Consider the following 26,997-nt stretch of genomic DNA (forward strand, 5'->3'; position numbering starts at 1 on the left):
CCGGTCAGCTTCCTTGCAGCATGGCACGCAACCGCCTGGACAGCTGGGCGATGCCGGGATCCATGCCGAAATCAGTGCGCAGGCGGGCCAGCGCTGCGCCGGCCATTTCTGCCAGCCGTTGCGGGTGCCGGGCAGCATACAGCAGGGTTTCGGCCAGCGCCTCGGGGCGGTCCTCGCTCAGCAGGCCATGGGTTCCCTGAGTGATGAACTCCGGGATCGCAGAAACCGGCGTCGACAGGATTGGCAGGGATTGCGAGGCGGCCTCCATCAGCACATTGGGCAGCCCGTCGCGGTCGCCGTCCGCAGCCACCCGGCTGGGCAGCACAAACAGATCCGAGCGGCGCATCGCCTCAATCACCTCGGGCTGGTCGCAGGCGCCGCGCCAGGTGATGCGGTTGGCAATGCCCGCATCCTCAGCCATGCCCTGCAGCAATTCGCCCAATCCGCCACCGCCGATATGGGTCCAGTGCCAGTCCAGCCCTGGGGGCAGCAGAGCCATGGCGGCGATCAGCCGGTCAAAGCCTTTTTTCTCGACCAGACGCCCCACTGACATGAACTGGATCGGATCCTGCGGCTGGCGCAGACTGCGTTCAGGGGGGGCGGGGAAGCGCGACAAATCCAGCCCGTGGTAAACCAGATCAATCCGGTCGGGCGTATCGGCCATCTGTTGCAGGTGTTTGGCGCCAAAGCCGGTGCAAGTGGCGCCGAAGGCCGCGCCGTGGTGGGTGGCGGAGAGCTTTTCCTTAAGCTCCCAATCGGGCGAGGTCCAAATGTCCTTGGCGTGGGCCGAAAAGCTCCAGGGCAGCCCGCGCATGATCGCGGCATAACGCGCAACGGAGGACGGCGTGTGCAGGAAGTGGGCGTAAAGCCCCAGCACTTCCGCGGGCATTTCTGCGGCCAGCACACAGGCCTGGCCAAAGCGGCGGATGCGGTTGGGTGTCAGATCACGGCGCAGATCGGCGCGCCAGATGCGGTAGGCCTCAGCATAGCCGGGCAGGTGTTGCGCCATCGTGCGCGCGCGCCAGACCCGCTCCGGCTCATCATGGAGGTATTCGGGAAGGTAGTTCACGCGCGCCTGCAGCTGCGCATGCAGCGGGTGCCGCTTGATGTCGGTGGGGTGGCGCAGCGACCAGATCTCAAACGCGTGGCCGGCGCCCTCCAGGGCAACCAGTTCCTGTGCAATGAAGGTTTCGGACAGCCGCGGCCAGCCCTTGACCACCACCGCAAGGGGCGGACGGGCAAGGGTCATTCAGCGGCCTCTTTCCGGGTGTCCTGCAGCAGCGCGGCAACCCGGCCGGTCACGTAGTCGAGCCCGTCCAGCAGCCCCTCAGACCCGGCGGCAGAGGGCGGCGGCTGGGTGGCCAGCGCGCGGATCGCCTTGGCCAGGGATGGGGGTGTCCAGCCGTCACGGGTTTCGTCCAGCATGGTGGTAAGGCCGATTTCCTCGGCCCGGCTGGCGCGGATCCATTGCTCCAGCCGCGGCGTGGTGCGGGGCACGATCACGGCGGGTTTGTCAAAGGACAAGACCTCGCAGAAGGTATTATAGCCGCCCATGCAGACCACCCCTTGGGCGCCGGCAAACAGGGTTTCGATCTGTGATTCAAAGCCAACTGCGGTAACCCTGCCATTCAGCCGGGCGACACGCTCCTCGAAGTCCTCGCGGGTTTCCCCGGACAGGAAAGGGCCATAGACAAGCACGGCGCGCGGGGAAAGCTCCGCGTCGGCTTCATAGGCCGACAGCACCAGGTCCACCATCATCTCGCCATCGCCGCCGCCGCCAGGGGTGACCAGCAGATAGGGCTGTTCGGGCGGCTCCCCCACCTGGCCAAGATCGCGGCGCAGGTAGCCGGTCCAATGCATCCGGGCCTGCATCTGCGGGGTGAAGGGCAGCCCCGCCGTCGGATCGTACACGGACCGCGGCCCGTAGACCCAAATTTCATCATAGAAATCGCGGGTGGCCTCAACCGCGTGCTTGCGCTCCCATTCGGCGGCCAGCACCTCGGGCTCGTCCAGCACATCGCGCAGGCCCAGCACCATCTTGCAGCGGCCCCGCGATTTCAGCAGGTCCAGCGCCGGCATCAGCTCACCGCGAAAGCCGGTGGGTTCCTTGTCGGCCACCAGCACATCAGGGTCGTATTGCTCCACTGTGGAGCGGATCAGCGCAGCGCGCAGATCAGCAGTTTCTTCGATGCTCATGCCCATGGTGCGCGAGGCATAAGAGCCGTCGGTACGCTTGATCACACCCGGCAGGCGGACATGATCGACCCGGGTCGGGAAGGAAAACCGCCCCGCAACCGGTGAACCCGTCAGGATCAGCGCCGAGGCGTCGGGGTTGGCAGAGGTGAGCGCACCTGCCAGCGCACGTGAACGGCGCAGATGCCCCAGTCCGAAAGTGTCGTGGCTGTAGAACATGATCCGCGGCCCGCGGGCGCCGGTGCCCGCCGCTGCCGGTGTGGTGCTTGCGGTCGTCATTGAATTGCCTGATCGGGTTGCCGGGCGGCGGATGGCTGAAATCCGGGACCGGCGGCGCAGAAACCAGGCCAGCCGGTTTTGCCGCTCGTCCCCGGGCGCGTGCTCGTGTGCTCCGCCATCTTCCGCCTCAGTTTGCGCGCCCCTGAAGCCGGTTGCGGCGGGGGCACGGTCAGTGTTTGCTTTTGCTGCCGCTCAAGCCCGGAGGGTGTTTGCCAGCCCAGGCTCTGCAGCAGTCCGCCCAAGGGGCGGGTATATGAATTGGTATAGCCCGGAGCCTGTGTGCATGCAATCATGCGCCTTTGATGCCTGCCGCACAGGAAATTGCGTCCGCGCCATTTGCGCAACGCTCTGCTGCGTGGTTAATTTGACGCAAGTTTCCAAAAGGATAGGCGGTCATGCTGCACGTTTTGTTCCGGGTTCTCATTTGCGGCCTGCTGAGTTTTGGCCTGGCCGCTCACGCCGGCGCGCAGGAAAGTGAAGCGAACGGAGCCGATACGTTGTCCCGTGCGATCGAACAGGCGGCGCAAAGCGGTGTCAGTGTGGTCGTGGTGGACAGCAGCGGCCAGTTGCTGAACGCGCCGCCGGACGAGGAGCAGGAAGCGGACCATCCTGCATCCGACACGATGGAGCAGCCCTCGGCGCTGATGAAAGCGCAATCCAGGGTTGCCGCCTTTCGGGCAGAGCTGAACAGCCGGCTTGAAGCGCTGCCCTATTCAATTTTTGAGATGCAGTACATTCTGCGCCAAACCAGCCCGGACGGCCGCATCATGACCTATGCCGAAGTGCTGGGCTGGAGCGTTTTGTTCCTGCTGATCGGGCGCTGGCTGTCGACAGAGATTTACGGCAAACGCATCGCCAAGCGTTTTGTGGTCGCCCGGATCCAGGCCAACCCGGAAGGCTATCAGGAAAAGATGCCATTCCTTGTGTACCGCTTCCTGATGGGAATCGGCGCCACTGTTTTTGCGATGGTTTTCGCGGCTCTTATTTCCTATCTGATCTTCGGCGCTTCGGGCGACCCTTCAATCGAATTTACGGCAACGGCTGTCTATACGGCGTTTTTCCTGGCCCGCACGGTGTCCGATCTGTGGCGGATGGTGCTGTCGCCGTTCCTGGCCCAGTACCGGATACCGGTGTTCTCAGACCGGGACGCAAAGCGGCTTTACATCTGGGCGTCCCTGCTGGCGACCTATGACATCTCCTCGACGCTGTTTGCCACCTGGGTCGGCGATTTCGGTCTGAACTATAATGTCTACGCGCTGGTTTACGGAGTTCTGGCGCTGGTGGGGATGCTGGGCAACCTGCTGATGGTGCTGGTCAACGGGCGTGCCATTTCCAACGCCATCCGCGCCGGCCGCGTGCCGGATAAATGTTCCTTGCTGGTGCGTGTTCTGGCAGTTGCCTGGGCGCCGGTTCTGATGGCTTACATGGCATTTGGCTGGCTTAAGCTGGCCTTTGACCTGGTGCTGGAAAAGGATATTTCGATCCCGTTGATGGCGGGCAGCTATTTTGTTCTGACCACGATCCTGATTGTCTATGGCGCGATCAACTACTTCATCGAACGCTATTTCAGCCGCACCCGGCGAATGCAGGCTGCTATGGCGGCAACCGGGCCGGAAGCAGCCGCCACGGAAGCGGAGGGTGTTTCTGAGCAACCGGGTGAAGAGGCTGTTCCGGATGAGGCGGAGACCGATGCGGAAGCCGCAGATGCACTGACTGCAAGACACCCGATTGGCACTTACCAGGATCTTGCCCGCAGAGTGGCAGGCATTCTGGCCTTTGTGGTCGGGGCCTATTCACTGGTGATCGTCTGGAACCCGGACGCCCAATGGACCGAAACCACTGCGGCTGAACGGGTGATCGATGTGACGGTGATCCTATTCATCGGCTATATCGTCTATCACCTGTTCCGGATCTGGATCGACAGCAAGATCGATGAGGAAACCGGCGATGTTTCGGAGGCTGAGCTGGGTGATGAAGGCGGTGCCGGGGGCGCCAGCCGTCTGGCCACTTTGCTGCCCTTGTTCCGGGGCACGATCCTGGCGGTTGTGCTGGTCTCGATCGTGCTGATCGTGCTGCTGGAACTGGGTATCAATGTCAGCCCGCTGTTCGCCGGTGCCGGTGTTGTCGGTCTTGCGGTTGGCTTTGGTTCGCAGACGCTGGTGCGGGATATTTTCTCTGGCGCCTTTTTCTTGATCGATGATGCCTTCCGCAAGGGCGAGTACATCGACATCGGCGACGTAAAGGGCACGGTCGAGAAGATCTCGGTGCGGTCTTTCCAGCTGCGCCATCACCTCGGTGCGCTGCACACGATTCCCTTTGGAGAGATCAAGGTTCTGACCAATTACTCGCGTGACTGGGTGATGATGAAGCTGCCGATGCGCGTCACCTATGACACTGACGTGGAGAAGGTTCGCAAGCTGATCAAGAAGCTTGGCCAGAAGCTGATGGATGACCCGGTCGTCGGACATACATTTATCCAGCCGCTGAAGTCCCAGGGTGTGATCGAGATGCAGGATTCAGCGATGATCATTCGCGTGAAATTCATGACCAAACCGGGGGATCAGTGGATTGTCCGCAAACGGGTGTACCAGGAGATCCGTGAATTGTTTGCCCGCGAGGGCATCAGATTTGCCCATCGTGAGGTCACTGTGCGGATGGCGCCGGACCAGGCCGAAGAGATGACGCCAAAACAGAAGGAGGCTGCCGCCGGGGCAGTGCAGGCGGCGATTGACGAAGATCTTCTGGACGAGATGGGCGGCCCGGGCGGCGATGACCGCTGAGCAGATACCTGACCGGCGGCCTCCCGCCCCCGCGCTGGACCGCTAGTGCGCTCCGCTTGGGGGTGGGCGTGGCGCCGCGCTGGCGCGCGCCGCTGCCTCCGGCGGGGATATTTCTCCCAGAAAGAAGCCGCCGCTGAGGGAACCGGTTTCGTTCTGGTTGAAAATATCCCGGGGTGAACTGGCTGCAAGCCAGAAGGGGCAGCGTCGCATTTTCATTGGCTATTCCGGCCAGCATGCCGGGGCGCTGCCGCAATGGGAGGCGGGCTGGCCCCAGCGCATTTTGCTGGTGTCCAGGGCAAGCGGCGCAGCAAGGCGGCGGCCCGGCCCCCAGCCGCTGTTTTCGATCTCCTGGGTGAAGTCGCTGTGAGCCGGTTTGGCGACATACGGTCCGTCGGCACATTTCTGCATTCCACCAAGCAGTTCTGCGGTGCGGGCAAGCGATAGATGCGCTGCGGGCACTGCCGCCCCTTGGGCAGCAGTTGCCAAGGCCGAGAGCACCGCTGCTGCCATCAAGTAGCCCGTGGCATGGTCCAGCGTTTGTACCGGTAAAGGCTGCGGATCGTCCGCCTTGGCCTGGACGCGGCCTGTATCGGCGATGCCTGCACTCATCTGCACGAGGCTGTCAAAACCGCGCCGCAGGGCCCAGGGGCCGGTCCAGCCATAGGCATCCAGAGAGGCTTCAACCGCATTGGGAGCGATCCGGCGGCGGGCGTCCGCGCCGTAGCCCAGACCATCCAGTGCACCGGGACGGTAGCCATGCACCAGCACATCGGCTTTGGACAGCAACGCCTCAAACCGCTGCCGGTCCGCCGTATTGCGCAGATCCAGGGAGGCCATGCGCTTACCCAGCGCAACATCGGTGATGACACCAGGCTCGTCCCAGCCGGGCGGGTCGATACGCAGCACATCTGCGCCAAATCCGGCCAGAGTGCGGGTGGAAACCGGACCGGCCAAAACCCGCGTGAGGTCCAGCACTCTCAGCCCGGCCAGCGGGCGTTCGGCCGTTGCCTTTGGCCGCTCACGCAGTTGGATAACACGGGGCGACCGCCATAGGATCAGCGGTTCCGCCGCCACAGAAAGACCTTGCGGATGCGACAGCCAAGCCGCTCGGCTGCGCATGGCGGCGGCCGCACCGCCTGCGTTTACGATTTCGTCTTCGAGATGGCTGGCCTGCCATTGTTTCATGGCAACTGCCACGGCTGCGCGGTCTCCCGCGCAGTCTAGTACTTTCAGGGCAGCTTGCCGGTGGTGCGGCAGGTTGGTGTGCAGGCGGATCCAGCCATCTGCGGTTTCATAATTGCCGGCCACCGGATCCCACAGGCTGGGAAGCTCCCAGCCCTCGGGGCGGAAACTGTAGCTGAACCAGAATGAAGCCAGGCGCTGGTCCACCGTGACGTCCGGTGCAACGGGCGCAAGGTTCAGCGCCTTTACCAGCCGCGCCAGTTCCAACCCAACGGCGGCGACTGAGGCATTGGCAAGTTCTGTCACCGCAAAGGCGCTGCGCCAGTGTCCTGTGCCGGTGAGGCGGTAGCTGCCTGGCGCCGGCAGGGCAGTGAGCAGGGTCATTGCTGGTAAGGATCCAGGCTGTCGCGCAACCCGTCACCGAGGAAATTGAATGCCAGAACAATAATCACAATCGGCAGCATCGGGATCGCGGTCCAGGGGTAGATTTCGATCGAGGCCAGGTTTTGCGCGTCATTCAGCATCACCCCCCAGCTGACCGCCGGCGCGCGCAGGCCAAGGCCGAGGAATGACAGCGCGGTCTCGCCCAGGATCATCGCCGGGATTGACAGGGTGGCCGAGGCGATCAGATGCGACATGAAGTTCGGCAGCAGATGTTTGCGGATGACGCGGCCGGAAGAGGCCCCCATCATTTCGGCAGCGCGCACGTATTCCTCTTCGCGCAGGGACAGGAATTTTGCCCTCACCGATCTTGCAAGCCCCGGCCAGTCGAGAATGCCAAGGATGATCGAGATGACAAAGAACACCGCAACCGGCGACCAGTTCGAGGGCACCGCGGCAGACAGCGCCAGCCACAAGGGCAGCTCGGGCAGGGACCGCAGGACTTCGATCACCCGGTTGATCAGCCAGTCGGTCTTGCCGCCGAAATACCCGGCCATTGAGCCAAAGAAGATGCCAAGGACGAAGGACACGGAAATGCCGATCAGCCCCACAGTAAGCGACAGCTGCGCGCCATAGGAAACACGGCTGAAGATGTCGCGGCCCAGCCGGTCGGACCCCAGGATAAAGATCGTCGCCTCTTCGGTTGCGCAGAACAGGTGGCGGTTGCTTTCGATGATACCGGCCAGTTTATAGGTTTGGCCCTCACAGAAGAATTCAAGCTTCAGCGGACGCGAGGTGTCGGGGCTGAACTCCCACTGGAAAGTTTCCAGGTTGGCCTCGGAGGTCATTGGATAAACGAAGGGTCCCACGAACGCGCCCTCGTGGAACAGCTTGATCGATTGCGGCGGGGAATACAGATGCTCTGAAAAGCGCTGGTTTGGTCCGTAGGGCGCAAGGAAGCCGGCGAACGGGATCATGAGGTAGGCGACCAATAGGAACAGGCCTGAAATCAGTCCCAGCTTGTGGGTCTTGAATTTGCGCCAGACCAGCAGCCAGTTCGGCGCGTCCAGGTCCTTGCGCTCCAGCTCCAGCAGCGAGGCCTGCGGGTCGAAAGGTTCATCATCGACATAACGTCCATCAGGCAGCCGGGTCATGCGCCGCGCCCCTCATACCGGATCCTCGGGTCAAGCAGCACCAGCAGAACATCTGAAACCATGGTGCCGATCAGCGTAAGCAAAGCAACGAACATCAGCACGAAGCCCGACAGGAACATGTCCTGGGTTTTAAGCGCCGTCAGCAGGGTCGGCCCGATGGTTTGCAATCCCAGCACCACCGACACCAGCACCGAGCCTGAGATCATTGCCGGCAGCAGGTTGCCGATGTCGGCGACAAAGGGGTTGAAGGCGACGCGCAGCGGATACTTGGCCAGCATCCGTGAGGGTTTCATGCCCTTGGCGATGGCAGTTTCCACATATGGCTTGCCAAGTTCGTCCAGCATGTTGGCGCGCAGGCGCTGCATCATCGCGGACGCTCCGGCAGTGCCGATCACGAAGGTTGGCACGATCAGGTGGACGAGAATGGACTTCACTTTGTCCCAGTTCATCGGCATGCCTTCGTATTCGGGGGCCATCAGCCCGCCGATCGGCAGGTCGAACCAGCGGTGGCCATAGTAGAACAGGATCAGTGCCAGCAGGAAGTTTGGCGTAGCGAGACCCAGGTAACCGATAAAGGCCGAGGTGTAATCAATCCAGGTGCGGGCCCGCGCGGCAGCCAGCACCCCCAGCGGCAGCGCCACTGCATAGACAAAAACCACGGCGGACAGGTTTACCAGAACTGTAAGCCACAGGCTGTCGCCGACGATATCGGCAACCGGGCTGTCGAACTCGAATGACCAGCCGAAATTTCCCTGGATCATGCCGGAGAACCCGTGCGGGCCGGGCATGAAGCCCATCCAGATCATGTATTGCTGCCACAGCGGTTTATCGAGCGCATATTCCTGCCGCAGGAATTCCGCCTTGGCGACGCCTGCGGACTGGCCGGTGGCCTGCAGCTCGGCAATCTGGTTGGACAGATAGTCGCCGGGCGGCAGGTTGATGATGGCAAAGACCAGCACCGACACCACCAGAAGCGTAAGCAGCATGGTGCCAAAGCGGTAAATGGCGTAACGCAGAATTTCCATCAGCCCTCGCCATCCTCAAAAAAGAACTCATCCGGACGGTAAAGGCCGAAATGGGCACCGGGGTCCCAGGCCCATATTGCCTGTTTGGGCACATTGCGCAGGCGGTTGCTGACCACGACGGGCTGCGGTGCGGCGGCCACAACCCCGATGGCATAAACCTGATCAGCGTGGATTTGCAGCATGGCGCGCCAGGCGGCGGCACGCTCGGCATCTGTGGTGGCCATGTTCCAGTCCTGCATCAGATCCATCAGCTGCTGTGCCGGAGCCATGTCTGGCGGCTCGCCTGCGTCGCCGCCGGTTTGATAGAACTGGCCCCACTTCGGCCAGGATAGGAACACCTGGTCTGTTGGCGCCAGATAGGCAGGCGAGGTGTAGACCTGCGGCAAGCCATTGTCCCAGCCGAACCAGGCAGAAGCCATGGTGCTGCCGGAAAACACCCGGTTGCGCAGGATGTCGCGATCCAGCGGGCGCATCACCAGTTTGACCCCGACATCACGCCAGTCGTCCGAGATTATCTGCAGTGCATTCTCGACTTCCTGACGCTCACCGGCTGTTTCCACGACCAGCTCCATCAGCCGCCCGTCGTCCAGATAGCGGATGCCATAGGCGTCTTTCTTTGTAAGGCCGGCCTCGTCCAGCAGGCGATTGGCCTGCTCCGGGTCGAAATCCGCCCAGGCAGCACGCAGGGCGGGGTCGAAAAACTCGCTCTGCTCCAGCACCGTCATGGCGCCGGACTTGGCCAGGTTGAAATAGAGCGCCCGGTTGATGGCCCGGCGGTTGATAGCCAAGGACAGCGCCCGGCGCACCCGGACATCGCGCAGCACCTCGCGCCAGACCGGATCCTTGGCATTCAGGTTCGGATAGATTGCAATCTGCGAGGCGGCACCGGAGCCCCAGAGATAAGTCTTGTAGTTTGCGCCGTCTTTCTCGCCTTTGCGCAGGATCGGAATATCCCGGAACCCCAATCCGCGGGCCTGCAGGTCGGCTTCCCCTGCGTTGGACTTGGCCGCTACCAGGCCGGCGGTCACGATTTCCATTTCCACGGTGTCGATATAGGGCAGCTGCACACCGCGGCTGTCGATCCGGTGGTAATAGGGGTTGCGCACAAACTGATGGCGGATCTTCTTGCCTGGCGAGGCGTTGATCCAGGGCTGCAGCGTCGGAAGTTCGTGGTTATCGAACTTGTACATGTTGTCGTATTTGTTGTGCAGCGCAGCCCAGCTTTTGACGCGGGCATAGTCGACTTCCTCTTCCAGCACTTCCGGGTCGGCGTAATCGGCGTGGAATTGTTTCAAGTATTCCGCCGGCCGGTAGATGAATGGCGGGCGCGCCTGGGCCAGCATGTGCAGGAAACTGGGGTTCGGGTCGTCCCATTCATAGATGATTGTGGTTTCGTCCGGGAAGCTTACGCGCGGCAGCTTGCCGTTCACACGCAGGAAATCCGGCGGACCGGCCGGGCTGAGCAGCTTATGGTTGGCGACATCTTCCCACCAGTAGCGGAAATCGGCAGAGGTGAAGGGATCGCCGCTGGACCAGCGGTGGCCGCGCCGCAGTTTCAGGGTGTAACGCCGGTTCCCTTCGTTCTCATAGCCCAGCAGAATGTCAGGCTGCAGCCGGTAGCGTTCGTCATAGCCCGCCAGGCGGGCGTAGCCGTATACCACCATCTGGCGGATATCCTTGGAACGGGTCACCATGGTGTTCAGCGTGCCGCCCTCGATGCCAAAGTCCCGGCCCTTGGCCGCCAAGTCGACCACAAGCGGCACCTCTGGCAGGCGTTTGGCCACTGGGGGCAGATAGCCCGCCTTGACTTCGGAACTCCAGAACTTGCTTTCCTGAACCTCGGGGCCGCACAGGGCAGAAAGCGGGGCAAGGCAGAAGGCAGCCGTCAAAAGGGGTTTCAGGACATCAAGCATGGCAGCGCACCTTATGGCCGGGTTCCAGGTGTTTCAGGTTTACCAGTCGCGGGGCATCAGATCCGTTAAAGCGGAATTCCTCGGGCCAGCAGTCCGGCGCGCCTGCGCCCTGGGCCACCAGTTTCAAGTCGATAGGCCGGTCAATATCGGGTTCCGGCTGGGCTGCGATCAGCGCCTTGGTGTAGGGGTGCTGAGGATTATAGAACAAGGTTTCCGGCGGTGCCTGCTCGACAATCAACCCGCGCCGCATCACGGCGACCTCATCTGCGATACGGGCGACCACGGCCAAATCATGGCTGATGAACAGATACGACAGGTTCTGCCGGTCGCGGATTTCCTCGAGCAGCAGCAGGATCTGTTCTTGCACTGAAACATCCAGCGCCGAGGTCGGTTCGTCGCAGACGATCAGCGCCGGCTCCAGCATCAGGGCGCGCGCGATCGACAGCCGCTGGCGCTGACCGCCGGAAAACGCGTGCGGGTAGCGTTTCAGCATGTCCGGGGACAGGCCAACCAGCCGCAGCATGTCCGCCGCCTTGTCCCGGCGTTCGGCGCGGGAACCGATCCGGTGGATTTCCAGCGGCTCCACCAAAGTGTCCTGAATGCGCATCCGGGGCGACAGCGAGGAGTAAGGATCCTGGAACACCATCTGGGCCTGCCGCTGAAAGGCGGTGCGCGCGGTGCGGTCCATGCTGTGCACGGTGACCGCCGGCTGGTCAGGATCAGGGCGGAACAGCACCTCGCCGCCAGGATCCGGCAGCTCTGCCCCCAAGGCAATTCGTGCCGCCGTGGTCTTGCCCGAGCCGCTTTCGCCGACAACTGCCAGGGTTTTTCCGCGGGCCAACCGCAAATCAACCTCGCGGCAGGCGTGGATCAGGGTCGGAGCTTGCCAGCCCTTGCCGGCTCTTAATGTGTAGGTCTTGGAAACCGACTTCATTTCCATGATCAGGTCATCGCGTGACGGCGGGATGGCGACGACCGCTTCATCCGGGATTTCCGGGGCAGCGTTGAACAGGGCCTTAGTGTAGGGGTGGGCAGGGGTGCGCAGCATCGGTTCCGCACGGCCGGATTCCATTACCCGGCCCTTGTGCATCACCACCACTTGCTCTGCCATATTGGCGACCACGCCCAGGTCATGCGTGACCAGGATCATCGCCATACCGGTTTCGCGCTGCAGCTCTTTCATCAGCCCCAGAACCTGGGCCTGTGTGGTCACGTCCAGCGCCGTGGTCGGCTCATCCGCGATCAGCAGGTCCGGTTTGGCCACCATGGCCATGGCGATCATCGCCCGCTGGCGCATCCCGCCGGACAGTTCGAAGGGATAAGATCTGTAGGTGCGTTCCGGATCGGAGAACCCGACCCGCTCAAAGCATTCAAGGACCTCCTTGCGTGCCTTGCGTTCGGACTTGCGGCCATGCAGCCACAGCACTTCGGACACCTGATTTCCGATCCGGTGCAGCGGGGAAAGCGAGCGCATCGGCTCCTGAAAAATCATCGCGACGGTATTGCCGCGCACGTCGCGCATCTTGCGTTCGTCAAGCGTCGCAAGGTCAAGCTCACTGCCACGGGTGTTCAGCAAAATGCGCCCGGAGCGCAGCTGCGCCACCTTTGGCAGGATACGCAGCACCGCCCGGCAAGAGACCGTTTTGCCCGAGCCGCTTTCCCCGACCAAGGCGAGTGTTTCGCCTGGCTGCACAGCAAAGCTCACGTCCTTCACGACGGAGTCGCCCTTGCCAAACCCAATGCTGAGATTTTCAACGGAAAGCAGCGGGCGCATTCAGAATTGTCCGCCCGGCTGGTTCAAGGCACTCATGAGATCGTGTTTTCCCCTGTTTTTTGGCTTCACCTTCGCGCGCTGAAGGCTGCTTAGTCAAACCCCATTTGCCCAGATGCCCGTTGTGCAAGGAAAAATTGATGGGTTTTCCGGTTGCACTGTGCGCGCCGCCCAGTGCCGTCAGCCCGCAATCGCCCTGGATATCCGGTGTTTTCGGTCCGGTGTCCCAAGGAGGAATAACAGTTTCTCACATTAGCGTGCAGGCACGTGTTTTATGGTGCAATGCAAAATCCCGCCCTCCGGAGGCTGCGGACATGCTGTGGCCCCGGCGCCACTCGGTCCTTGCCGCAAATGGCTGCAGACAGGATTGCCTTGTTGGCGCCAGCAGTCAGCCCGGCATAGGATGTCAGGGAACGCACGCATTCCGAAAGGCCGCACATGGCGCAAAAAACTGTTCTGCACCGGGACGATCCGGAAGCCGAGCCGCTGGTCGGCAACATTAAGGTCACCCGCAACGACTGGCTGAATGTCGCGATGGACGTGCTGATCTCGGACGGGGTGGAGCAGGTGAAAGTGCTGGCGCTGGCCGAGCGGATGCAGGTTTCGCGCTCGTCGTTCTACTGGTATTTCAAATCACGCCAGGACTTGCTGGATGCGCTGCTCAAGACCTGGGAGCAGACCAATACCGCCGGCATGGTCCGCCAGGCCGAGGCGCCGGCCAAGGCCATTACCGGGGCAGTGCTGAATGTGTTCCAGTGCATCGCCAACCCTGATCTGTTCAACACTGCGCTGGACTTTGCCGTGCGTGACTGGTCGCGCCGTTCCGGCAAGGTGCGCAGCCTGCTGGACCGCTCGGACCGGCGCCGGGTCGAGGCGCTGACGGCGATGTTTGCCCGCTACGGCTATGCGGACCGGGAAGCAGTGACCCGGGCCAAGGTGCTGTACTACATGCAGCTCGGCTATGAGATGGCGGATCCGAATGAAAGCCACGCGCACCGGCTGGAGGTGACGCCTGAGTACCTAAAGGTCTTTACCGGGCGCGAGCCGTTGTCCGAAGAGATGTCGGACTTTACCGAATTCACCAAACAGCACTGGGACGTCTGAGGCACCAGCCGCGGCCGCGGGCGTGTGGTATTACAGGCTGCGGAGAATATCCTCAGCCTGCGCGCGCGCCTCCTCAGCCGCTTTCAGCCGGACCGGGCCATAGCCGCGGATATCCATTGGCGCTTTCAGTACCTTCAGGCAGGCCTCATGCGCATCGGCACTGTAACGGCTGGCGATGGTCTTCAGCGCGGCCTCAAACCAGGTCAGCAGATCGCGGTGCAGGCGGGCTTCCTCGTGGTAGCCGAAGATGTTGAAGGCCGAACCGCGCAACGTTTTGCCCTTGGCCAGCAAGTGCATCGCCGGTCGCAGCCAGGCCCCAAAGGCCCGTTTTACCGGGCGTCCGCGGGTGTCCTTTTTCCAGTTCAGCAAAGGCGGTGCGAGGTGGTACTTGACACTGAAATCCCCTTCGAACTCATCCTCTAGCTGGTGCTGGAAGGCGTCGCTGGTCAGGAGCCGGGCAACTTCATATTCGTCTTTGTAAGCCATCAATTTGAACAGCGCCCGCGCCGCGGCTGCGGTCAATTCTTCCTGCGCCTTCGCAGGCAATGCGTCGCGGAACCGGTTCAGGGCAGCGGTGTAACGCCCCGCATAAGCCATGTTCTGATAGCCGGTGAGGAAAGTGGCGCGGCGTTCGATCAGCGCGTCCAGAGTTTCCGTCTTTGCGGGCGTCTCCTCAAAATGGCTGGCGACCAGTTTCGGGTCCTCCGCCATGGCGCGGCCGATGGCAAAGGCGAGGCGGTTTCTTTCAATGGCAACGCCGTTCAGCTCAATCGCCTGGTCCAGCGCCCCGGCACTGACCGGCACCAGCCCTTGCTGCCAGGCAAAACCCAGCATCATGACATTTGCCAGCACAGCGTCGCCCAGCATTGTCTCGGCGGCCTCATTGGCGTTGAAACCGGACAGGTTTTGCTCTCCGACGGCCTCGGCAATGGTTTTCTCGCGCAGGCCTGCCATCAAATCAGCATCGCGGCGCAGCACCAGATCGCCAGTGGGCATTTCCGCCCGGTTCAGCACCACCTTGGTGCCTGCGCGGTAATGGGCCGAGGCCTTGGGCGCCGAGCTGACCACCACGTCGCAGCCGATAACCGCATCCGCGCCGCCCTGTTCGATGCGCACCTGGTTTAAGGTGCCGGGTTCTTTGGACAGCCGGATGTAGCTGAGGACAGTTCCGAACTTCTGCGCAAAGCCGGTGAAATCCAGCACGCTTGATCCTTTGCCTTCCAGATGCGCCGCCATGGTGATCAGAGCGCCGACCGTGACAACACCGGTGCCGCCGACTCCGGTGACCAGCAGGTCGAACGGCGTCTTGAGAGCGGGCAGTTCCGGCGCCGGCAGCTTGGCGGTCAATGCGGCGGCGTCCAGACCAGCGGGCTTCTTCTTCTTCCGGGTGCCCCCTTCGACAGTGACAAAAGAGGGGCAGAAGCCGTTCAGGCAGGAGAAATCCTTGTTGCAAGTGGACAGGTTGATCTTGCGCTTGCGGCCAAAGGGCGTTTCCTTCGGCTCGACGCTCAGGCAGTTGGATTCAACCGAACAATCGCCGCACCCCTCACACACCAGGTCGTTGATGAAGGCAAAGCGTTTCGGGTCCTCCATCTTGCCCCGCTTTCGGCGGCGGCGTTTTTCAGTGGCGCAGGTTTGTTCGTAGATCAGAACAGTGACGCCGGAGATGTCCCGCAATTCCCGCTGTACCGTGTCCAGCGCGCTGCGGTCATGGAAGGTGGTGCCGGCGGGGAAGTCGCTGCGGACAAACTTGCCGATGTCGTCCGAGACCAATGCAATCCGTTCCACCCCCTCGGCGCGGCAGGTCTGGGCGATACCATGCACCGAGACCGGCCCGTCCACCGGCTGGCCTCCCGTCATCGCCACCGCATCATTATACAGGATCTTGTACGTGATATTGGTGCCGGCCGCGACTGCCTGGCGGATCGCCAGCGAGCCGGAATGATACCAGGTGCCTTCGCCCAGGTTCTGGAACACATGCTTGTTTCCATTGAACTGCGAGGCCACGGTCCAGGGCACGCCTTCGCCGCCCATCTGCGCATAGCCGGCTGTATCGCGGTCCATCCAACTGGCCATCACATGGCAGCCGATGCCGGAAAACGCCTTGGATCCTTCGGGCAGCTTGGTGGAGCTGTTGTGGGGGCAGCCGGAGCAAAAATAGGGCGTGCGGGTGGCGCCAGGCACGTTCAACAGCTTCGGCGGTTCCGCGGTCAGCGCTGCCGCCTTGGCAGGCAGGTTTTCTTCCGGGAAAAAACTATCGAGCCGCGCGGCAACAATGGGGGCAAGCAGCAGCGGGCTCAGCTCCCCGGTCCAGGGGATCAGAGGTTCCCCTTGGCTGTCGTATTTGCCGACCATCTTTTCGGGTTTGCTGCCGGGCCAGTCATAGAAGTTTTCCTTGAACTGGCTTTCAATGATGCCGCGCTTTTCTTCGACAACCAGTACTTCCTGCTTGCCTTTGACGAACTTCAGCGCGTCGGTGCGGTCCAGCGGCCAGACCATGCCGACTTTGTAAATGTCGATTTTCAGGCGGCGGCAGGCGGCCTCATCCAGCCCCAGAAGACGTAGCGCTTCCATCAGATCCAGATGCCCTTTGCCAGTGGAAACAAAGCCAAAACGCGCGTCCTTGATGTCGTAAATCCGCTTGTCGATCGGGTTGGCCTCGGCAAAGGCACGAACTGCATCCAGCTTGGCGTGGATACGGGTTTCGATCTCGGGGGAGGGCAGGTCGGCGCGGCGGATATGCAAGCCGCCCGGGTAATCCGCCAGCTCCGGGTAGATGAATTCGCGGTCCGGCTGCAGGTCCACCGAGCGGGCGCTTTCCACGGTTTCCGACACCGCCTTGAAGCCGACCCAAGTGCCGGAGTAGCGCGACAGGGCAAAGCCGTATTCGCCGAAAGCCAGATACTCCGATACATCTGCGGGGTTCAGCACCGGCATGAACCAGGACATGAATGCCACATCCGACTGATGCGGCATCGAGGAGCTGACACAGCCGTGGTCGTCGCCAGCTACCACCAGCACACCGCCCTTTGCGGAGGAGCCATAGGCGTTGCCATGCTTCAGCGCATCGCCGGAGCGGTCGACGCCCGGCCCCTTGCCGTACCACATGGAAAACACACCCTCGACCTCGCAATGCGGGTCCAGCACGGCCTGCTGCGCACCCAGGACCGCTGTTGCGCCAAGGTCCTCGTTCACCGCAGGCATGAACTTGATCCGGTTTGCCTGCATCCGGTCCTTGGCGCGCCAGAATTCCAAATCGACCGCGCCCAAAGGCGAGCCGCGGTAACCAGAGACAAAGCCCGCGGTATTCAAGCCGGCCTCCTGATCGCGGCGCGCCTGATCGAGCATAATCCGGGCCAAGGCCTGGGTGCCGGTCAGGAAAACCCGGCCCTGGGTCATTTCGTACCGGTCGTCCAGCTTGTAGCTGCGGAAATCGTGGCTCAGCTTGGTCATCTCGGGGAGTCCTTGCGCGGAAAAGGTGCTTTCCGGAAAAGTAATCCACAGTGTCTGAAAAGATTTGCCCGAGTTGCTGTTTTTGCGGGAATTTATGGTTTAATTGACCGGACGGCAGTTAGTTGGTGAAGAAAGTGACCGGAATATGAAACTTGACGACCGCGATTCCCGTATCCTCACCTTGCTGCAGGAAGACTCCCGCATCTCCAACGCCGATCTGGCTGAGGCCGTGGGCATGTCGCCGTCGGCCCTGTGGCGCCGGGTGCGGGCGTTGGAGGAGGCGGGCATTATCGAACGTTACGGTGCGGTGGTGAATGCACCGGCAATGGGGCTGGGGTTCCAGGCTATCGTGCATGTGCATTTAACCCGCCACGACCCGGACAAACTGGTGGAATTCATTCGCGCGGTGGAGAGCAGCCCGCTGGTTCAGGAATGTTACGCAACAACTGGGCAGTCCGACTATCACCTGCGGGTTCTGGCTCCGGATCTGGATGCCTATAACCGGTTTCTGGAGGATTTCCTGTTCCGCCTGCCAGCAGTTGCCAGCGCCCAGACCAATGTGGTGCTGCGCACGATCAAACGGGACAGGCCGGTCGTGCCTTAGAAAATTCGCTTGCGGCGGGTGTACTAGCGCAAAGTCGAAGGCGGGGCTGTCATCCAGCTTCTTCTTTGCAAAAATACTCCGGGGGTCTGGGGGCTGGCCCCCAGCTTGCGGGTGCGGTTACATCGCCGCGTATTTCACCCAGGCCCAGGCCATGGCGATATAAGTCAGCTGGTGCAGTGCCTGATCTGATCCCATGGCCTGCCAGAACATCGCTTGCTGGGGGTTCAGCTTTTTGCGCTCAGAAAACCGAGCCTTGCCGAAGTCGATGTGAAAATGCACGACCCATTCCAGCGCCGCCAGCACCAGGATGAACGGCACAGGGGCGCTGAACAACGCGTAGACAATGGCCGAGCCGATCACGTGGACACCCGCATGCTGGGCACGCCCCGCATGGACATAGGCGCAGCGGCCGGACAGCATCTTGGGGGTTTGCAGAAAGAAGTCGGCAAACAGGTGCTTGACCTGCAACGCGCAGAGCAGCAGCAGAACGGATCCGACATATTCCGGCAAACCTATTGACCTCCAGCATGGATACCTCGCTGGAACCTTACGGATTTTTCGCCGTCTGGCAAATGCCGCGCCGGCAGGGTGCCGCAACGGGACAAGGCGGTGTTCTGCCCATTGCCTGTTCCTGCCAAACCGCGCTACCCATAAGGCAGACCACATCCGAAGCCGCCATTTATGGAGCTTTCCCCATCGAACGCTCTTTGTTCCGTTTCATCTGGAAGTACTCGAAACGCGACCAGCTGGTGCTGCTGCTGGTCACGGCCTGCCTATTCCCGCTTCTTTACCTGACGCTGGAGCTGCCGAAACGGATCATCAATGATGCAATCGGTGCTGAGACCTCCACCATAACCCTGATGGGGCAAAGCTTTGATCAGCTGACCTTCCTGTGGATTCTGTGCGGCGGCTTTCTGTTGGCGGTGCTGTGCCACGGCCTGCTGAAAATGCGCATCAACACCATGAAGGGGGTGCTGGCCGAGCGGATGCTGCGCCGCTTCCGTTATCAGCTGATCGCCCGGGTGCTGCGCTTTCCGCAACCTTACTTTGAACGGGTCAGCCAGGGCGAGCTAGTGTCGATGGTCACCTCCGAATCCGAGCCGATGGGCGGGCTGATGGGGGATGCGGTCAGCCAGCCGGTGCTGCAAGCCGGGCAGATGCTGACCATCCTGTTTTTCCTGTTCCTGCAGAATTTCTGGTTCGGAATGGCAGCCATCGCGCTCATCCCGCTGCAAGGCTGGCTGATCCCGATGCTGCAACGGCAGATCAACCTGCTGAACAAAAAACGCATCAAACAGGTGCGGGCGCTGGCCACTGAGATCGGCGAAAGCGCCGCGGGCGCCGCGACGCTGCGGATCAATGGCGGCTGGCGGTACCGGATGGCGATCATCACGGCGCGGCTGGGGCGGCTGTATGACATCCGCTTCGAGATCTACCAGAAAAAATTCTTCATGAAGTTTCTCAACAACTTCATCACTCAGCTGACGCCGTTTTTCTTTTATGCCGTCGGCGGCTTTCTGGTGCTGCAGGGCAAGGTCTCATTGGGCGCATTGGTGGCGGCGCTGGCAGCCTACAAGGATCTGGCATCGCCCTGGAAAGAATTACTGACCTATTACAACCAGACCCAGGACATGGGATTGCGCTGGGAGGTGATCCTGGAGCGCTTTGCGCCGCAGGGCATGGTGGATGAAAAACTGCTGGCCGGCGAGCCGGAGGAGCTGGAGCGCCTGCGCGGCGATGTGGTCCTGGATACGGTCAATGTGCGTGACACGGATGGTAATCCGGTGCTGGAGGAGCTGAGCGCAACCTTCCCCGCAGGGCAGGTCATCGGTATTGCGGCCCCCTCCGAAGAAGACCGCCGGGCCCTGGCGGAACTGCTGACGCGGGAAATTCTGCCCGCAACAGGGACGGTGACGGTGGCCGGGCAGAACCTCAGCGGGATGCACCAGGCAACGGTGGCAGCGCGGATCGGCTATGCCACCTCGCGGCCGGTTCTGTTTCAGGGATCTTTTGGCGACAACGTGATGATGCCAATGCGGCTGCGCCCGTTGGGCGCGGCCCACAACTTGCAGCAGCTGGAAATAGCCAAACGCGCTGGCAACAGCCCGGATCCCTTTGATGCGCCCTGGCTTGATCCCAAACTGGCTGGTTTCTCCAGCGAGGCGGAACTGCGGAGCTGGTGGCTGCAGCTGGTTGAGGGGATCGGATCCGATACCGCCCTGTTCCGCCGGGGTATCGAACAGTGTTTCGAGGCACCTGCCCACCCGGATCTGGCAGAGCGGCTGGTCGGATTGCGCCCTTCGGTGCGCAAGGCGATTCTGGACGCCGGTCTGGGTGTGCACGTGCATTTTCTGGAACCAGAAGCATACAACCCGGCGCTGCCGGTTGCGGAAAACCTGCTGTTTGCAGCCTCGCAGCAAGCCATGACCGGCGAGGTCTTGCATGGGCATGCGGAATTTCTCGACCAGCTCAAGCAGCTGGGGCTGGACGAAGGGCTGGTGGCGCTGACCCGTGATGTGGTGGAGATGCTGCGGCAGATTTTTGGTATGGATGGCACTGGCCACCCGCTGTTCCGCAAGCTGGGCCTGGATGTGGGCGCCTATGAAACAGCGCTGTCGCTGGCCGACCGGCCCGGAACCGTCAATGCGGCGGCGCTCAGCCGCGAGGAGCTGGCGCAGCTGCTGATCGTGCCTTTCACCATTTCGGCGGAACAGATCGGCCCGGCCTTTGAGGAGGAAATGAAAGAGCGGATCCTAGGCTTCCGCCGCAGCCACGGGCAAAGCCTGCTAAAGGCTTTGGGCGCCGGCTTTGTGCCGTTTGCAGAAGAGGCCATCGCCCCCACGCTGACGGTTCTGGAGAACGCTCTGTTCGGCAAAATATCGGATGCTGCCGGGGCCAAGGGCGATGAGGTTCGTAAACTGGTCTCGGAACTGATGGTGCGCGAAGGCTTGCGCGACCAGGTGGTGGAGCTGATCTTTGACATGCCGATTGCGGTGGGCGGGCAGGGGCTGGCCGCCAGTTTTGCCGAACCGCTGGCCTTTTGCCGGGCCACAATCAAGAAACCGGATATCCTGATCCTCGATTCCGCAATGGCAAGCTATGATCTGGAAACCCGCGTCGCGGTGCATAAGAACCTGCGAAAACTTTTGCCCGGCACCACGCTGATCTATCTTGCCCCCAGCTTTCAGAGCCCGGATGTGTTTGACGTCTTCTTTGAACTGCGCCAGGGCCGACTGGTCAGCGACGAGGCGCAGGCCGCGGCAGCGGGCGACGGGGCGGCCAGCCAGGACCTGGCCCGCAAGCTGAGGGCACTGGAGCAGACTGAACTGTTCTCCGGATTGAACCGCCGCCAGCTTCGTCTTCTGGCCTTTGGCGCCCGCTGGTATGATGCCAAGGCGGGCGAGGTGGTGTTCCTTAAAGATGATGAAGCGTCGGACGGGGCATATATGATCCTTGAAGGCGAGGCAGAGCTTTACTTGCCGCAGCCGGGCGGCGAGGACCGGCTGATTACCACAGTCGGCCCCGGGCGGCTGGTGGGGGAATTGGGTCTGATCCGCCATGAAGCCCGGGCGCTGAGCATGATCGCGGCGACGGACCTCAGCTGCCTGCGGATCGGCGAGGAAGAATTTCTGGCAGTGGTTGAAAATGACGCCTCCACGGCATTCAAGCTATTGCAGGTGGTGGCGGGCTACGTCTCCAATTGATCCAGGAATTGAGACAGGGAACCAGAACATGAAACTGCTGCGGTACCGCGCGGGCGGCGAAGTACGGCCGGGTCTTCTGGACAGCAGAGGCGCAGTCCGGGATCTATCGGCGCATGTGCCGGACATCACCGGTGCGGTGCTGGGGGACGAAACCTTGGGCCGGCTGGCAGCGCTGGACCCGGCGGAACTGCCGCTGGCGAAAGGGCATCCGGAGCTGGCGCCTTGTGCCGGGCAGACGGGGAAGTTCCTTGGCATCGGCCTCAACTACACCGATCACGCCGAGGAGATGGGCATGGCGCTGCCAGAGCATCCGATCCTGTTCCTCAAGGCGACCTCTTCCATTTGCGGACCGGACGATGACGTGATCCTGCCGCGCGGCTCAGTGGCGGCGGATTGGGAAGTCGAGCTGGGCGTGGTGATCGGCACCGCAGCCAAATATGTCTCCGAAGACGACGCGTTGAACCATGTGGCAGGGTATTGCGTGGTCAACGATGTGTCCGAGCGCGACTATCAGACCAAGCTGACCGGCCAATGGACCAAGGGCAAGAGCTGTGACACCTTCGGGCCGATCGGCCCCTGGCTGGTGACGCGGGACGAGGTGCCGGACCCGCAGAACCTGTGGCTGACCTGTGATGTGAACGGCGCGCGGCGGCAGACTGGAACCACGGCCACGATGGTGTTCACCGTGGCACAGATCATCTCGCATCTAAGCCAGCTGATGACCTTGCATCCGGGCGATGTGATCGCCACCGGCACCCCGCCGGGCGTCGGCATGGGGTGCAAACCGCAACCGGTCTATCTGCAGCCCGGCGACGTGATGCGGCTGGAGATCGAAGGATTGGGAGTGCAGACCCAAACGGTCCGGTCTGACGTTTAACGGCCCGCAGGCGGGGTCTCCCGCCCGTTCCGGCGCATTCGCAGAATGCGCCTTCCCGGTTGGGCGTGGCGCTGCGCCATGCGCAGCGCGGGCCTGAATTCTGGGGCCCTAAAGCAGAACATGCCGAAGCTGCCTGGCTGCACGCGGCCGCGAGCGTTCACGCGCCGCTGCAAAACTGCTTGTACAGCAAGGCTATCAATTCTTGTGTGTTGCCGTCGGTCAGGGAATAGAAAACCGTCTTGCCTTCCCGCCGCGTGGCAACCAGATCATCTTCACGCAGCCGGGCGAGCATTTGGCTGACTGCGGCCTGGCGCATATTTAACAGGGCTTCCAGCTCACCCACGGATTTCTCGCCGGTGCCAAGATGGCATAGGATCATCAGCCGCCCTTCATGGGCAAGCGTTTTGAGGAAAGCAGCCGCTGCTGCGGCGCGTTCCTGCATGTCGACTGGCGTTTCCGGGTCGATGAGGTCGTTGTTCTGGGCAGGCAATATGCGGCATCCTGGCTGGTCGTCTGCCGCATATTGCCTCTATTCTCCGGGCCAAGTCACCCAGGAATTACGGCCTCAGTCCACGATCGGCGGAGAGCCACTGGCAAAGGCGTTGCCATTGGCGTAATCACAAGGCGCTTCTTGCATATTGAGGTGCAAGTCAGTTCCGGTGAACGGATGGGCACGGGCAAGGTCTTCGTCCACTTCGATGCCCAGGCCCGGTGCCTCCGGCGGGGTGATAAATCCGTTCTCTACCCGGATAGATCCCTTGATCAGCTGATCGTGAAAGGGGGTTTCGATGGTTTCCAGCAGCAGAATGTTCGGGATCGAGGCTGCCAGGTGGATGTTGGCCGCCCATTCCACCGGTCCGGCATAAAGATGCGGCGCCATTTGTGCGTTGAACACTTCGGCAATGGCCGCGACCTTTTTCATTTCCCAGATCCCGCCGGCGCGGCCCAGGGCGGGCTGCAGAATCTCGGCGGCACCAGCCCGCAGCACTGCAGCGAATTCTGCCTTTGTGGTCAGTCGTTCACCGGTGGCCACAGGAATGCGCAGATTGCGGGCAACGCGGGCCATGTCTTCGATATTGTCAGGCGGCGTCGGCTCCTCAAACCAGAGCGGGGAATAGGGTTCTATTGCCTGGCCCAGGCGGATGGCGCCGGCGGTGCTGAACTGGCCATGGGTGCCGAACAGCAAGTCTGCCTTATCGCCCACGGCATCGCGGATCGCCTTGCAGAACGCCACCGACATCGAGATGTCCGACATTGCAGGCATATGCCCGCCGCGCATTGTATACGGGCCTGCGGGGTCGAATTTCACCGCCGTGTAGCCTTCGCGCGTCTTTTGTGCCGCGGCCTCGGCGGCCATTTCAGGCGAGGTCCAGAACTCCGTGATGTCCTGATGCGGCAGCGGGTAGAGATAGGTATAGGCGCGGATACGGTCATTCATCCGCCCGCCAAGCAAAGCATGAACTGGCCGCCCGCGGTCTTTGCCCAGGATGTCCCAGCAGGCGATTTCCAGGCCCGAGAAGGCCCCCATCACTGTGAGGTCCGGACGCTGGGTGAAACCCGAGGAATAGGCGCGGCGGAACATCAGTTCGATGTTTTCCGGGTTTTCGCCCTCCATGTGGCGCGCGAATACGTCGCGGATCACATGGGTCATCGCATCGGGGCCCACTGATGACGCGTAGCATTCCCCCCAGCCGGTGATGCCGGTGTCCGTGGTGACTTTCACCAGAATCCAATAACGCCCGCCCCAGCCAGGGGCAGGCGGGGCGGTTACGATGATATCCAGATCTTGAAGTTTCATAGTTTAGGTCTCCGAAGCCTCGGCAAAGGCTGCTAATTCCTTGTCGATCTCATCAATTGCGGCCCCTGTGCTGAAAAACGCCAAGTCAGGGGCCTCTGCATCGTCCATAAAAACCTCGATCTCGATCTGCACCCGCGACCCGTCAAAGGCGCCGTCAATCCGCCAGCGGCGGGTTTCGTTCAACGCCATGTGCTGGATCGCGCCGGTAACGGAAGCGGTGAAATCCGCAGGCAGGCCGAAACGGGGATTATTGGCCAGCCGGGTCAGGAAAGGGCCGACACTGCCTGCATCAAAGTTCATCGATGCCTCAGACGTGATCGGCGGCGGCTTGGGGGCCTCGGGTTTGAAGAGGTCGGTCAAAAATTTCAGCACGCCCTGCGCTCCGCCTTGAAAGTGTCAGCCGAAGACAATCACATTGCGTTTGGCTGAACCAGTCTTGGTGTCGGCAATCGCCTCGTTTATCTGTTCCAAGGACCAGCGGCCCGAGATCAGCTCGTCCAGTTTCAACCTGCCCTGCTGGTAGAGATCCACCATCCAGGGGATATCGCGCTGGATCACCACATCGCCCATTTTGGAGCCGATCAGCCCCTGGCCCATGGCTGCCAGAACCACCGGCTCATAAGCAGCCTTGGCGCCTGAATGCGGCATCCCGATCAGCACCGCCTTGCCGCCGCGCGCCAGGTAGCGGGGGGCCTGGTCATAGGCCGGGATGGCGCCAACGGTGATCAGCACCGCATCAGCGCCGCGGCCGCCAAGCGCCTTGTATGCGGCTTTCCATGGCTTTTCTTCGGTGGCGAGCACCCCGTGGGTGGCGCCGAATTCCTTGGCGATCTCCAGTTTCCCGGGGCTCATGTCGACCGCTACAATGCGGCGGGCGCCGGCGATGCGGGCGCCCTGTATAGCGTTGAGGCCGACGCCGCCCGCGCCGATCACCACCACATCCTGGCCCGCACGCAGCTGCGCCGCATTGACCACCGCGCCCACACCGGTGATCACCCCGCAGGAAACCAGCGCCGCGGCATCCTTACCCATGTCTTCCGGGATTTTCACGATCTGGCGCTGGTCCACCACAACCTTCTCGGCAAAGGCGCCGCAAGCCATGGCCTGATCCAGCGGTTTGCCGTCCGCGGTTTTCAGCGGGCCGCGCACGGTATCATGCGGCGTTTCGCAGATCACCGGCCTGCCGCCAGCACAGGAGGGGCAGGAACCGCAGCTGCGGATCAAGGTGACAACCACGGATTCACCTTTGGCAAAACCTTGGACACCAGTGCCGACTGTGGTGACCACCCCGGCGGCCTCATGCCCGTAAACTGCGGGCAGATGCCCGCCCCAGGCGCCCTCGGCATAAGAAATGTCGCTGTGGCAGATGGCAACCGCGTCCAGCGTGACCTCAACCTCGCCCATTTCAGGCGGCGCCAGCTGCACCTCCTCGATCACCAGCGGAGCGCCGAATTCATGGCAGACGGCGGCTTTGATGGTTTGCATGTTCTTTCTCCCCGTTTTCAGGCAGCGTGGCGCGGTGGGCGCCCCGCAAGCAAGCTGGAATGCGGCAGCGGCGCCGCTGAGCGGCGCTTTTACGCGACGGAAGTCTTGCTGCGCAGGAACACTACGCAGCCGATCGCCATCATCATCAGCGCCAGCAGGAACGGCGCGCCAGGCAGGTAGAGGCCGGCGCCTTCACCGGTGAAGCGGGCAAATACCGCCGTCATCATCAGCGGTGACAGGATCATCGCCAGCGCATTGACGGCGGTCACTACGCCTTGCAGTTCACCCTGCTGATTGTCCTCAACTGCCTGTGCCATCATCCCTTGCAGCGCGGGCTGGACAACTGCTCCCAGGGCCGAGACCGGGATCAGCAGCAATGCAAGGGTGCCGCTGGAAATAAACGCGAGAATGCCAAAGGCGATAAAGTCAAACAGCTGCCCCCAGATCACCGTCCGCCGCTCGCCGAACCAGATCACTGTATAGCGCAGCAGCCAGCCCTGCACCAAAGCCATCGAGATACCGTAGACCGCCAGCGACAGGCCGATCACCTGCGGCTGCCAGCCGAAACGTTCCAGCGTGAAATAGGCCCAGATCGCAGGGTAGACATAGATCGCAACAGAATAGAGGAAATAGACCCACAACAGCGGCTTGATGCCCGGTATGCGCCCGACTGCGCGGAAGGCGCCAAACGGGTTGGCGCGGCGCCAATCAAAGGGACGGCGGTTCTTGTCCTGCACCGTTTCGCCCATCACAAACCAGCCGAAAGCGAAATTCACCAGCACCAGAACCGCGGCGGCATAAAACGGCGCCCGCGTGCCCAATTCGCCCAGCAGCCCGCCCATCAGCGGCCCCAGCACAAATCCGGCACCAAAGGCCGCACCCAGCAGGCCGAAATTGGCGGCCTTCTTTTCCGGCGGCGAAATGTCGGCGATATAGGCGCCCGCTGTCGAATGCGTCGCGGCGGTGATCCCGCCCAGAATGCGGCCCAGAAGCAGCAGCCACATAGTGCCGGCAAGGGCCATGATCAGATAGTCCAGCGCCATCACAAACAGCGACACCAGCAGCACCGGCCTGCGCCCCACCGCGTCGGACAGGCTGCCGAGGACCGGACTGAACAGGAACTGCATCACTGCAAAGACAGTGCTGAGCACACCGCCCCAAACTGCTGCCTGCGCCAGCGAGCCGCCCTGCACCCCGGTGATCAGGCCGGGCATTACCGGCATGATCAGCCCGATGCCCATGGCATCAATCATCACGGTCGCCAGGACAAAGACGAGGGATAGGCGGCTATGGC

Annotated in this window: 19 protein-coding genes; 5 read left to right on the plus strand and 14 right to left on the minus strand. The window is 62.0% G+C overall.

From position 1 onward, the window contains the following. Positions 1-4: 4 nt before the first annotated feature. Positions 5-1,249, minus strand: a complete 1,245-nt coding sequence (locus tag K3724_RS02425) for a glycosyltransferase family 4 protein (RefSeq protein WP_259989745.1) — start codon at positions 1,247-1,249, stop codon at positions 5-7. After that, complete coding sequence (locus K3724_RS02430; RefSeq protein ID WP_259989747.1) at positions 1,246-2,472, minus strand: glycosyltransferase family protein; 1,227 nt, start codon at positions 2,470-2,472, stop codon at positions 1,246-1,248. The genes K3724_RS02425 and K3724_RS02430 overlap by 4 nt, the downstream gene beginning before the upstream one ends. A gap of 395 nt (positions 2,473-2,867) precedes the next feature. Here K3724_RS02430 and K3724_RS02435 point away from each other — a divergent pair, with 395 nt between their 5' ends. Beyond that, complete coding sequence (locus tag K3724_RS02435; protein WP_259989749.1) at positions 2,868-5,252, plus strand: mechanosensitive ion channel family protein; 2,385 nt, start codon at positions 2,868-2,870, stop codon at positions 5,250-5,252. A gap of 219 nt (positions 5,253-5,471) precedes the next feature. Here K3724_RS02435 and K3724_RS02440 read toward each other — a convergent pair whose 3' ends face one another. Genes K3724_RS02440 through K3724_RS02460 form a run of 5 tightly spaced genes read right to left on the minus strand, consistent with a single transcriptional unit; the run spans position 5,472 to position 12,681 of the window. Further along, a complete protein-coding gene (locus K3724_RS02440) occupies positions 5,472-6,818 on the minus strand; it encodes a CoA transferase (RefSeq protein ID WP_259989751.1) in 1,347 nt (448 codons plus the stop codon). Beyond that, positions 6,815-7,969 carry an ABC transporter permease gene (locus K3724_RS02445; RefSeq protein WP_259989753.1) on the minus strand — a complete coding sequence of 385 codons (1,155 nt, stop codon included), beginning with the start codon at positions 7,967-7,969 and terminating at the stop codon, positions 6,815-6,817. Before K3724_RS02445 ends, K3724_RS02440 begins: the two co-directional genes overlap by 4 nt. Beyond that, a complete protein-coding gene (locus K3724_RS02450) occupies positions 7,966-8,994 on the minus strand; it encodes an ABC transporter permease (RefSeq protein WP_259989755.1) in 1,029 nt (342 codons plus the stop codon). The genes K3724_RS02445 and K3724_RS02450 overlap by 4 nt, the downstream gene beginning before the upstream one ends. Next, on the minus strand, positions 8,994-10,907 hold the full coding sequence (locus K3724_RS02455) for an ABC transporter substrate-binding protein (RefSeq protein ID WP_259989757.1): 1,914 nt from the start codon (positions 10,905-10,907) through the stop codon (positions 8,994-8,996). Before K3724_RS02455 ends, K3724_RS02450 begins: the two co-directional genes overlap by 1 nt. Beyond that, a complete protein-coding gene (locus K3724_RS02460; RefSeq protein WP_259989759.1) occupies positions 10,900-12,681 on the minus strand; it encodes an ABC transporter ATP-binding protein in 1,782 nt (593 codons plus the stop codon). Before K3724_RS02460 ends, K3724_RS02455 begins: the two co-directional genes overlap by 8 nt. Positions 12,682-13,116: 435 nt before the next feature. On the opposite strand from K3724_RS02460, the gene K3724_RS02465 reads away from it, so the two are divergent. Continuing rightward, complete coding sequence (locus K3724_RS02465; protein ID WP_259989761.1) at positions 13,117-13,782, plus strand: TetR/AcrR family transcriptional regulator; 666 nt, start codon at positions 13,117-13,119, stop codon at positions 13,780-13,782. Positions 13,783-13,812: 30 nt separating this feature from the next. On the opposite strand, the gene K3724_RS02470 is transcribed toward K3724_RS02465, so the two are convergent. Further along, positions 13,813-17,235 (minus strand): indolepyruvate ferredoxin oxidoreductase family protein, encoded by a 3,423-nt coding sequence (locus K3724_RS02470; RefSeq protein ID WP_259989763.1) that lies wholly within the window; start codon positions 17,233-17,235, stop codon positions 13,813-13,815. Positions 17,236-17,380: 145 nt separating this feature from the next. Here K3724_RS02470 and K3724_RS02475 point away from each other — a divergent pair, with 145 nt between their 5' ends. After that, positions 17,381-17,839, plus strand: coding sequence for an Lrp/AsnC family transcriptional regulator (locus tag K3724_RS02475; protein ID WP_027257545.1), 459 nt, complete (start codon positions 17,381-17,383; stop codon positions 17,837-17,839). A 117-nt stretch (positions 17,840-17,956) separates the two neighbouring features. Here K3724_RS02475 and K3724_RS02480 read toward each other — a convergent pair whose 3' ends face one another. Further along, on the minus strand, positions 17,957-18,349 hold the full coding sequence (locus tag K3724_RS02480; protein WP_259989765.1) for a DUF3307 domain-containing protein: 393 nt from the start codon (positions 18,347-18,349) through the stop codon (positions 17,957-17,959). A gap of 236 nt (positions 18,350-18,585) precedes the next feature. Between K3724_RS02480 and K3724_RS02485 the strand changes: the two genes are divergently transcribed. Together K3724_RS02485 and K3724_RS02490 are read left to right on the plus strand one after the other, a co-directional pair. Then, on the plus strand, positions 18,586-21,543 hold the full coding sequence (locus K3724_RS02485; protein ID WP_259992543.1) for an ABC transporter transmembrane domain-containing protein: 2,958 nt from the start codon (positions 18,586-18,588) through the stop codon (positions 21,541-21,543). Between the two features lie 28 nt (positions 21,544-21,571). Further along, on the plus strand, positions 21,572-22,420 hold the full coding sequence (locus K3724_RS02490; protein ID WP_259989767.1) for a fumarylacetoacetate hydrolase family protein: 849 nt from the start codon (positions 21,572-21,574) through the stop codon (positions 22,418-22,420). Between the two features lie 157 nt (positions 22,421-22,577). Here the strand turns inward: K3724_RS02490 and K3724_RS02495 are convergent, their stop codons facing one another. The 5 genes from K3724_RS02495 to K3724_RS02515 form a co-directional block, all read right to left on the minus strand. Next, positions 22,578-22,862 carry a helix-turn-helix transcriptional regulator gene (locus tag K3724_RS02495; protein ID WP_129372959.1) on the minus strand — a complete coding sequence of 95 codons (285 nt, stop codon included), beginning with the start codon at positions 22,860-22,862 and terminating at the stop codon, positions 22,578-22,580. A 123-nt stretch (positions 22,863-22,985) separates the two neighbouring features. After that, on the minus strand, positions 22,986-24,218 hold the full coding sequence (locus K3724_RS02500; protein WP_259989771.1) for a mandelate racemase/muconate lactonizing enzyme family protein: 1,233 nt from the start codon (positions 24,216-24,218) through the stop codon (positions 22,986-22,988). A 3-nt stretch (positions 24,219-24,221) separates the two neighbouring features. Next, entirely contained in the window at positions 24,222-24,590 is a 369-nt protein-coding gene (locus K3724_RS02505; protein WP_259989773.1) for a hypothetical protein, read from the minus strand. Positions 24,591-24,614: 24 nt separating this feature from the next. Further along, positions 24,615-25,703: a zinc-binding dehydrogenase gene (locus K3724_RS02510; RefSeq protein ID WP_259989775.1), complete on the minus strand. Its 1,089-nt coding sequence runs from the start codon at positions 25,701-25,703 to the stop codon at positions 24,615-24,617. A gap of 89 nt (positions 25,704-25,792) precedes the next feature. After that, positions 25,793-26,956 (minus strand): TCR/Tet family MFS transporter, encoded by a 1,164-nt coding sequence (locus K3724_RS02515; protein WP_259992544.1) that lies wholly within the window; start codon positions 26,954-26,956, stop codon positions 25,793-25,795. Between the last annotated feature and the right edge of the window lie 41 nt (positions 26,957-26,997).

It is taken from the genome of Leisingera sp. M658 (assembly GCF_025144145.1).
Classification (GTDB): domain Bacteria; phylum Pseudomonadota; class Alphaproteobacteria; order Rhodobacterales; family Rhodobacteraceae; genus Leisingera.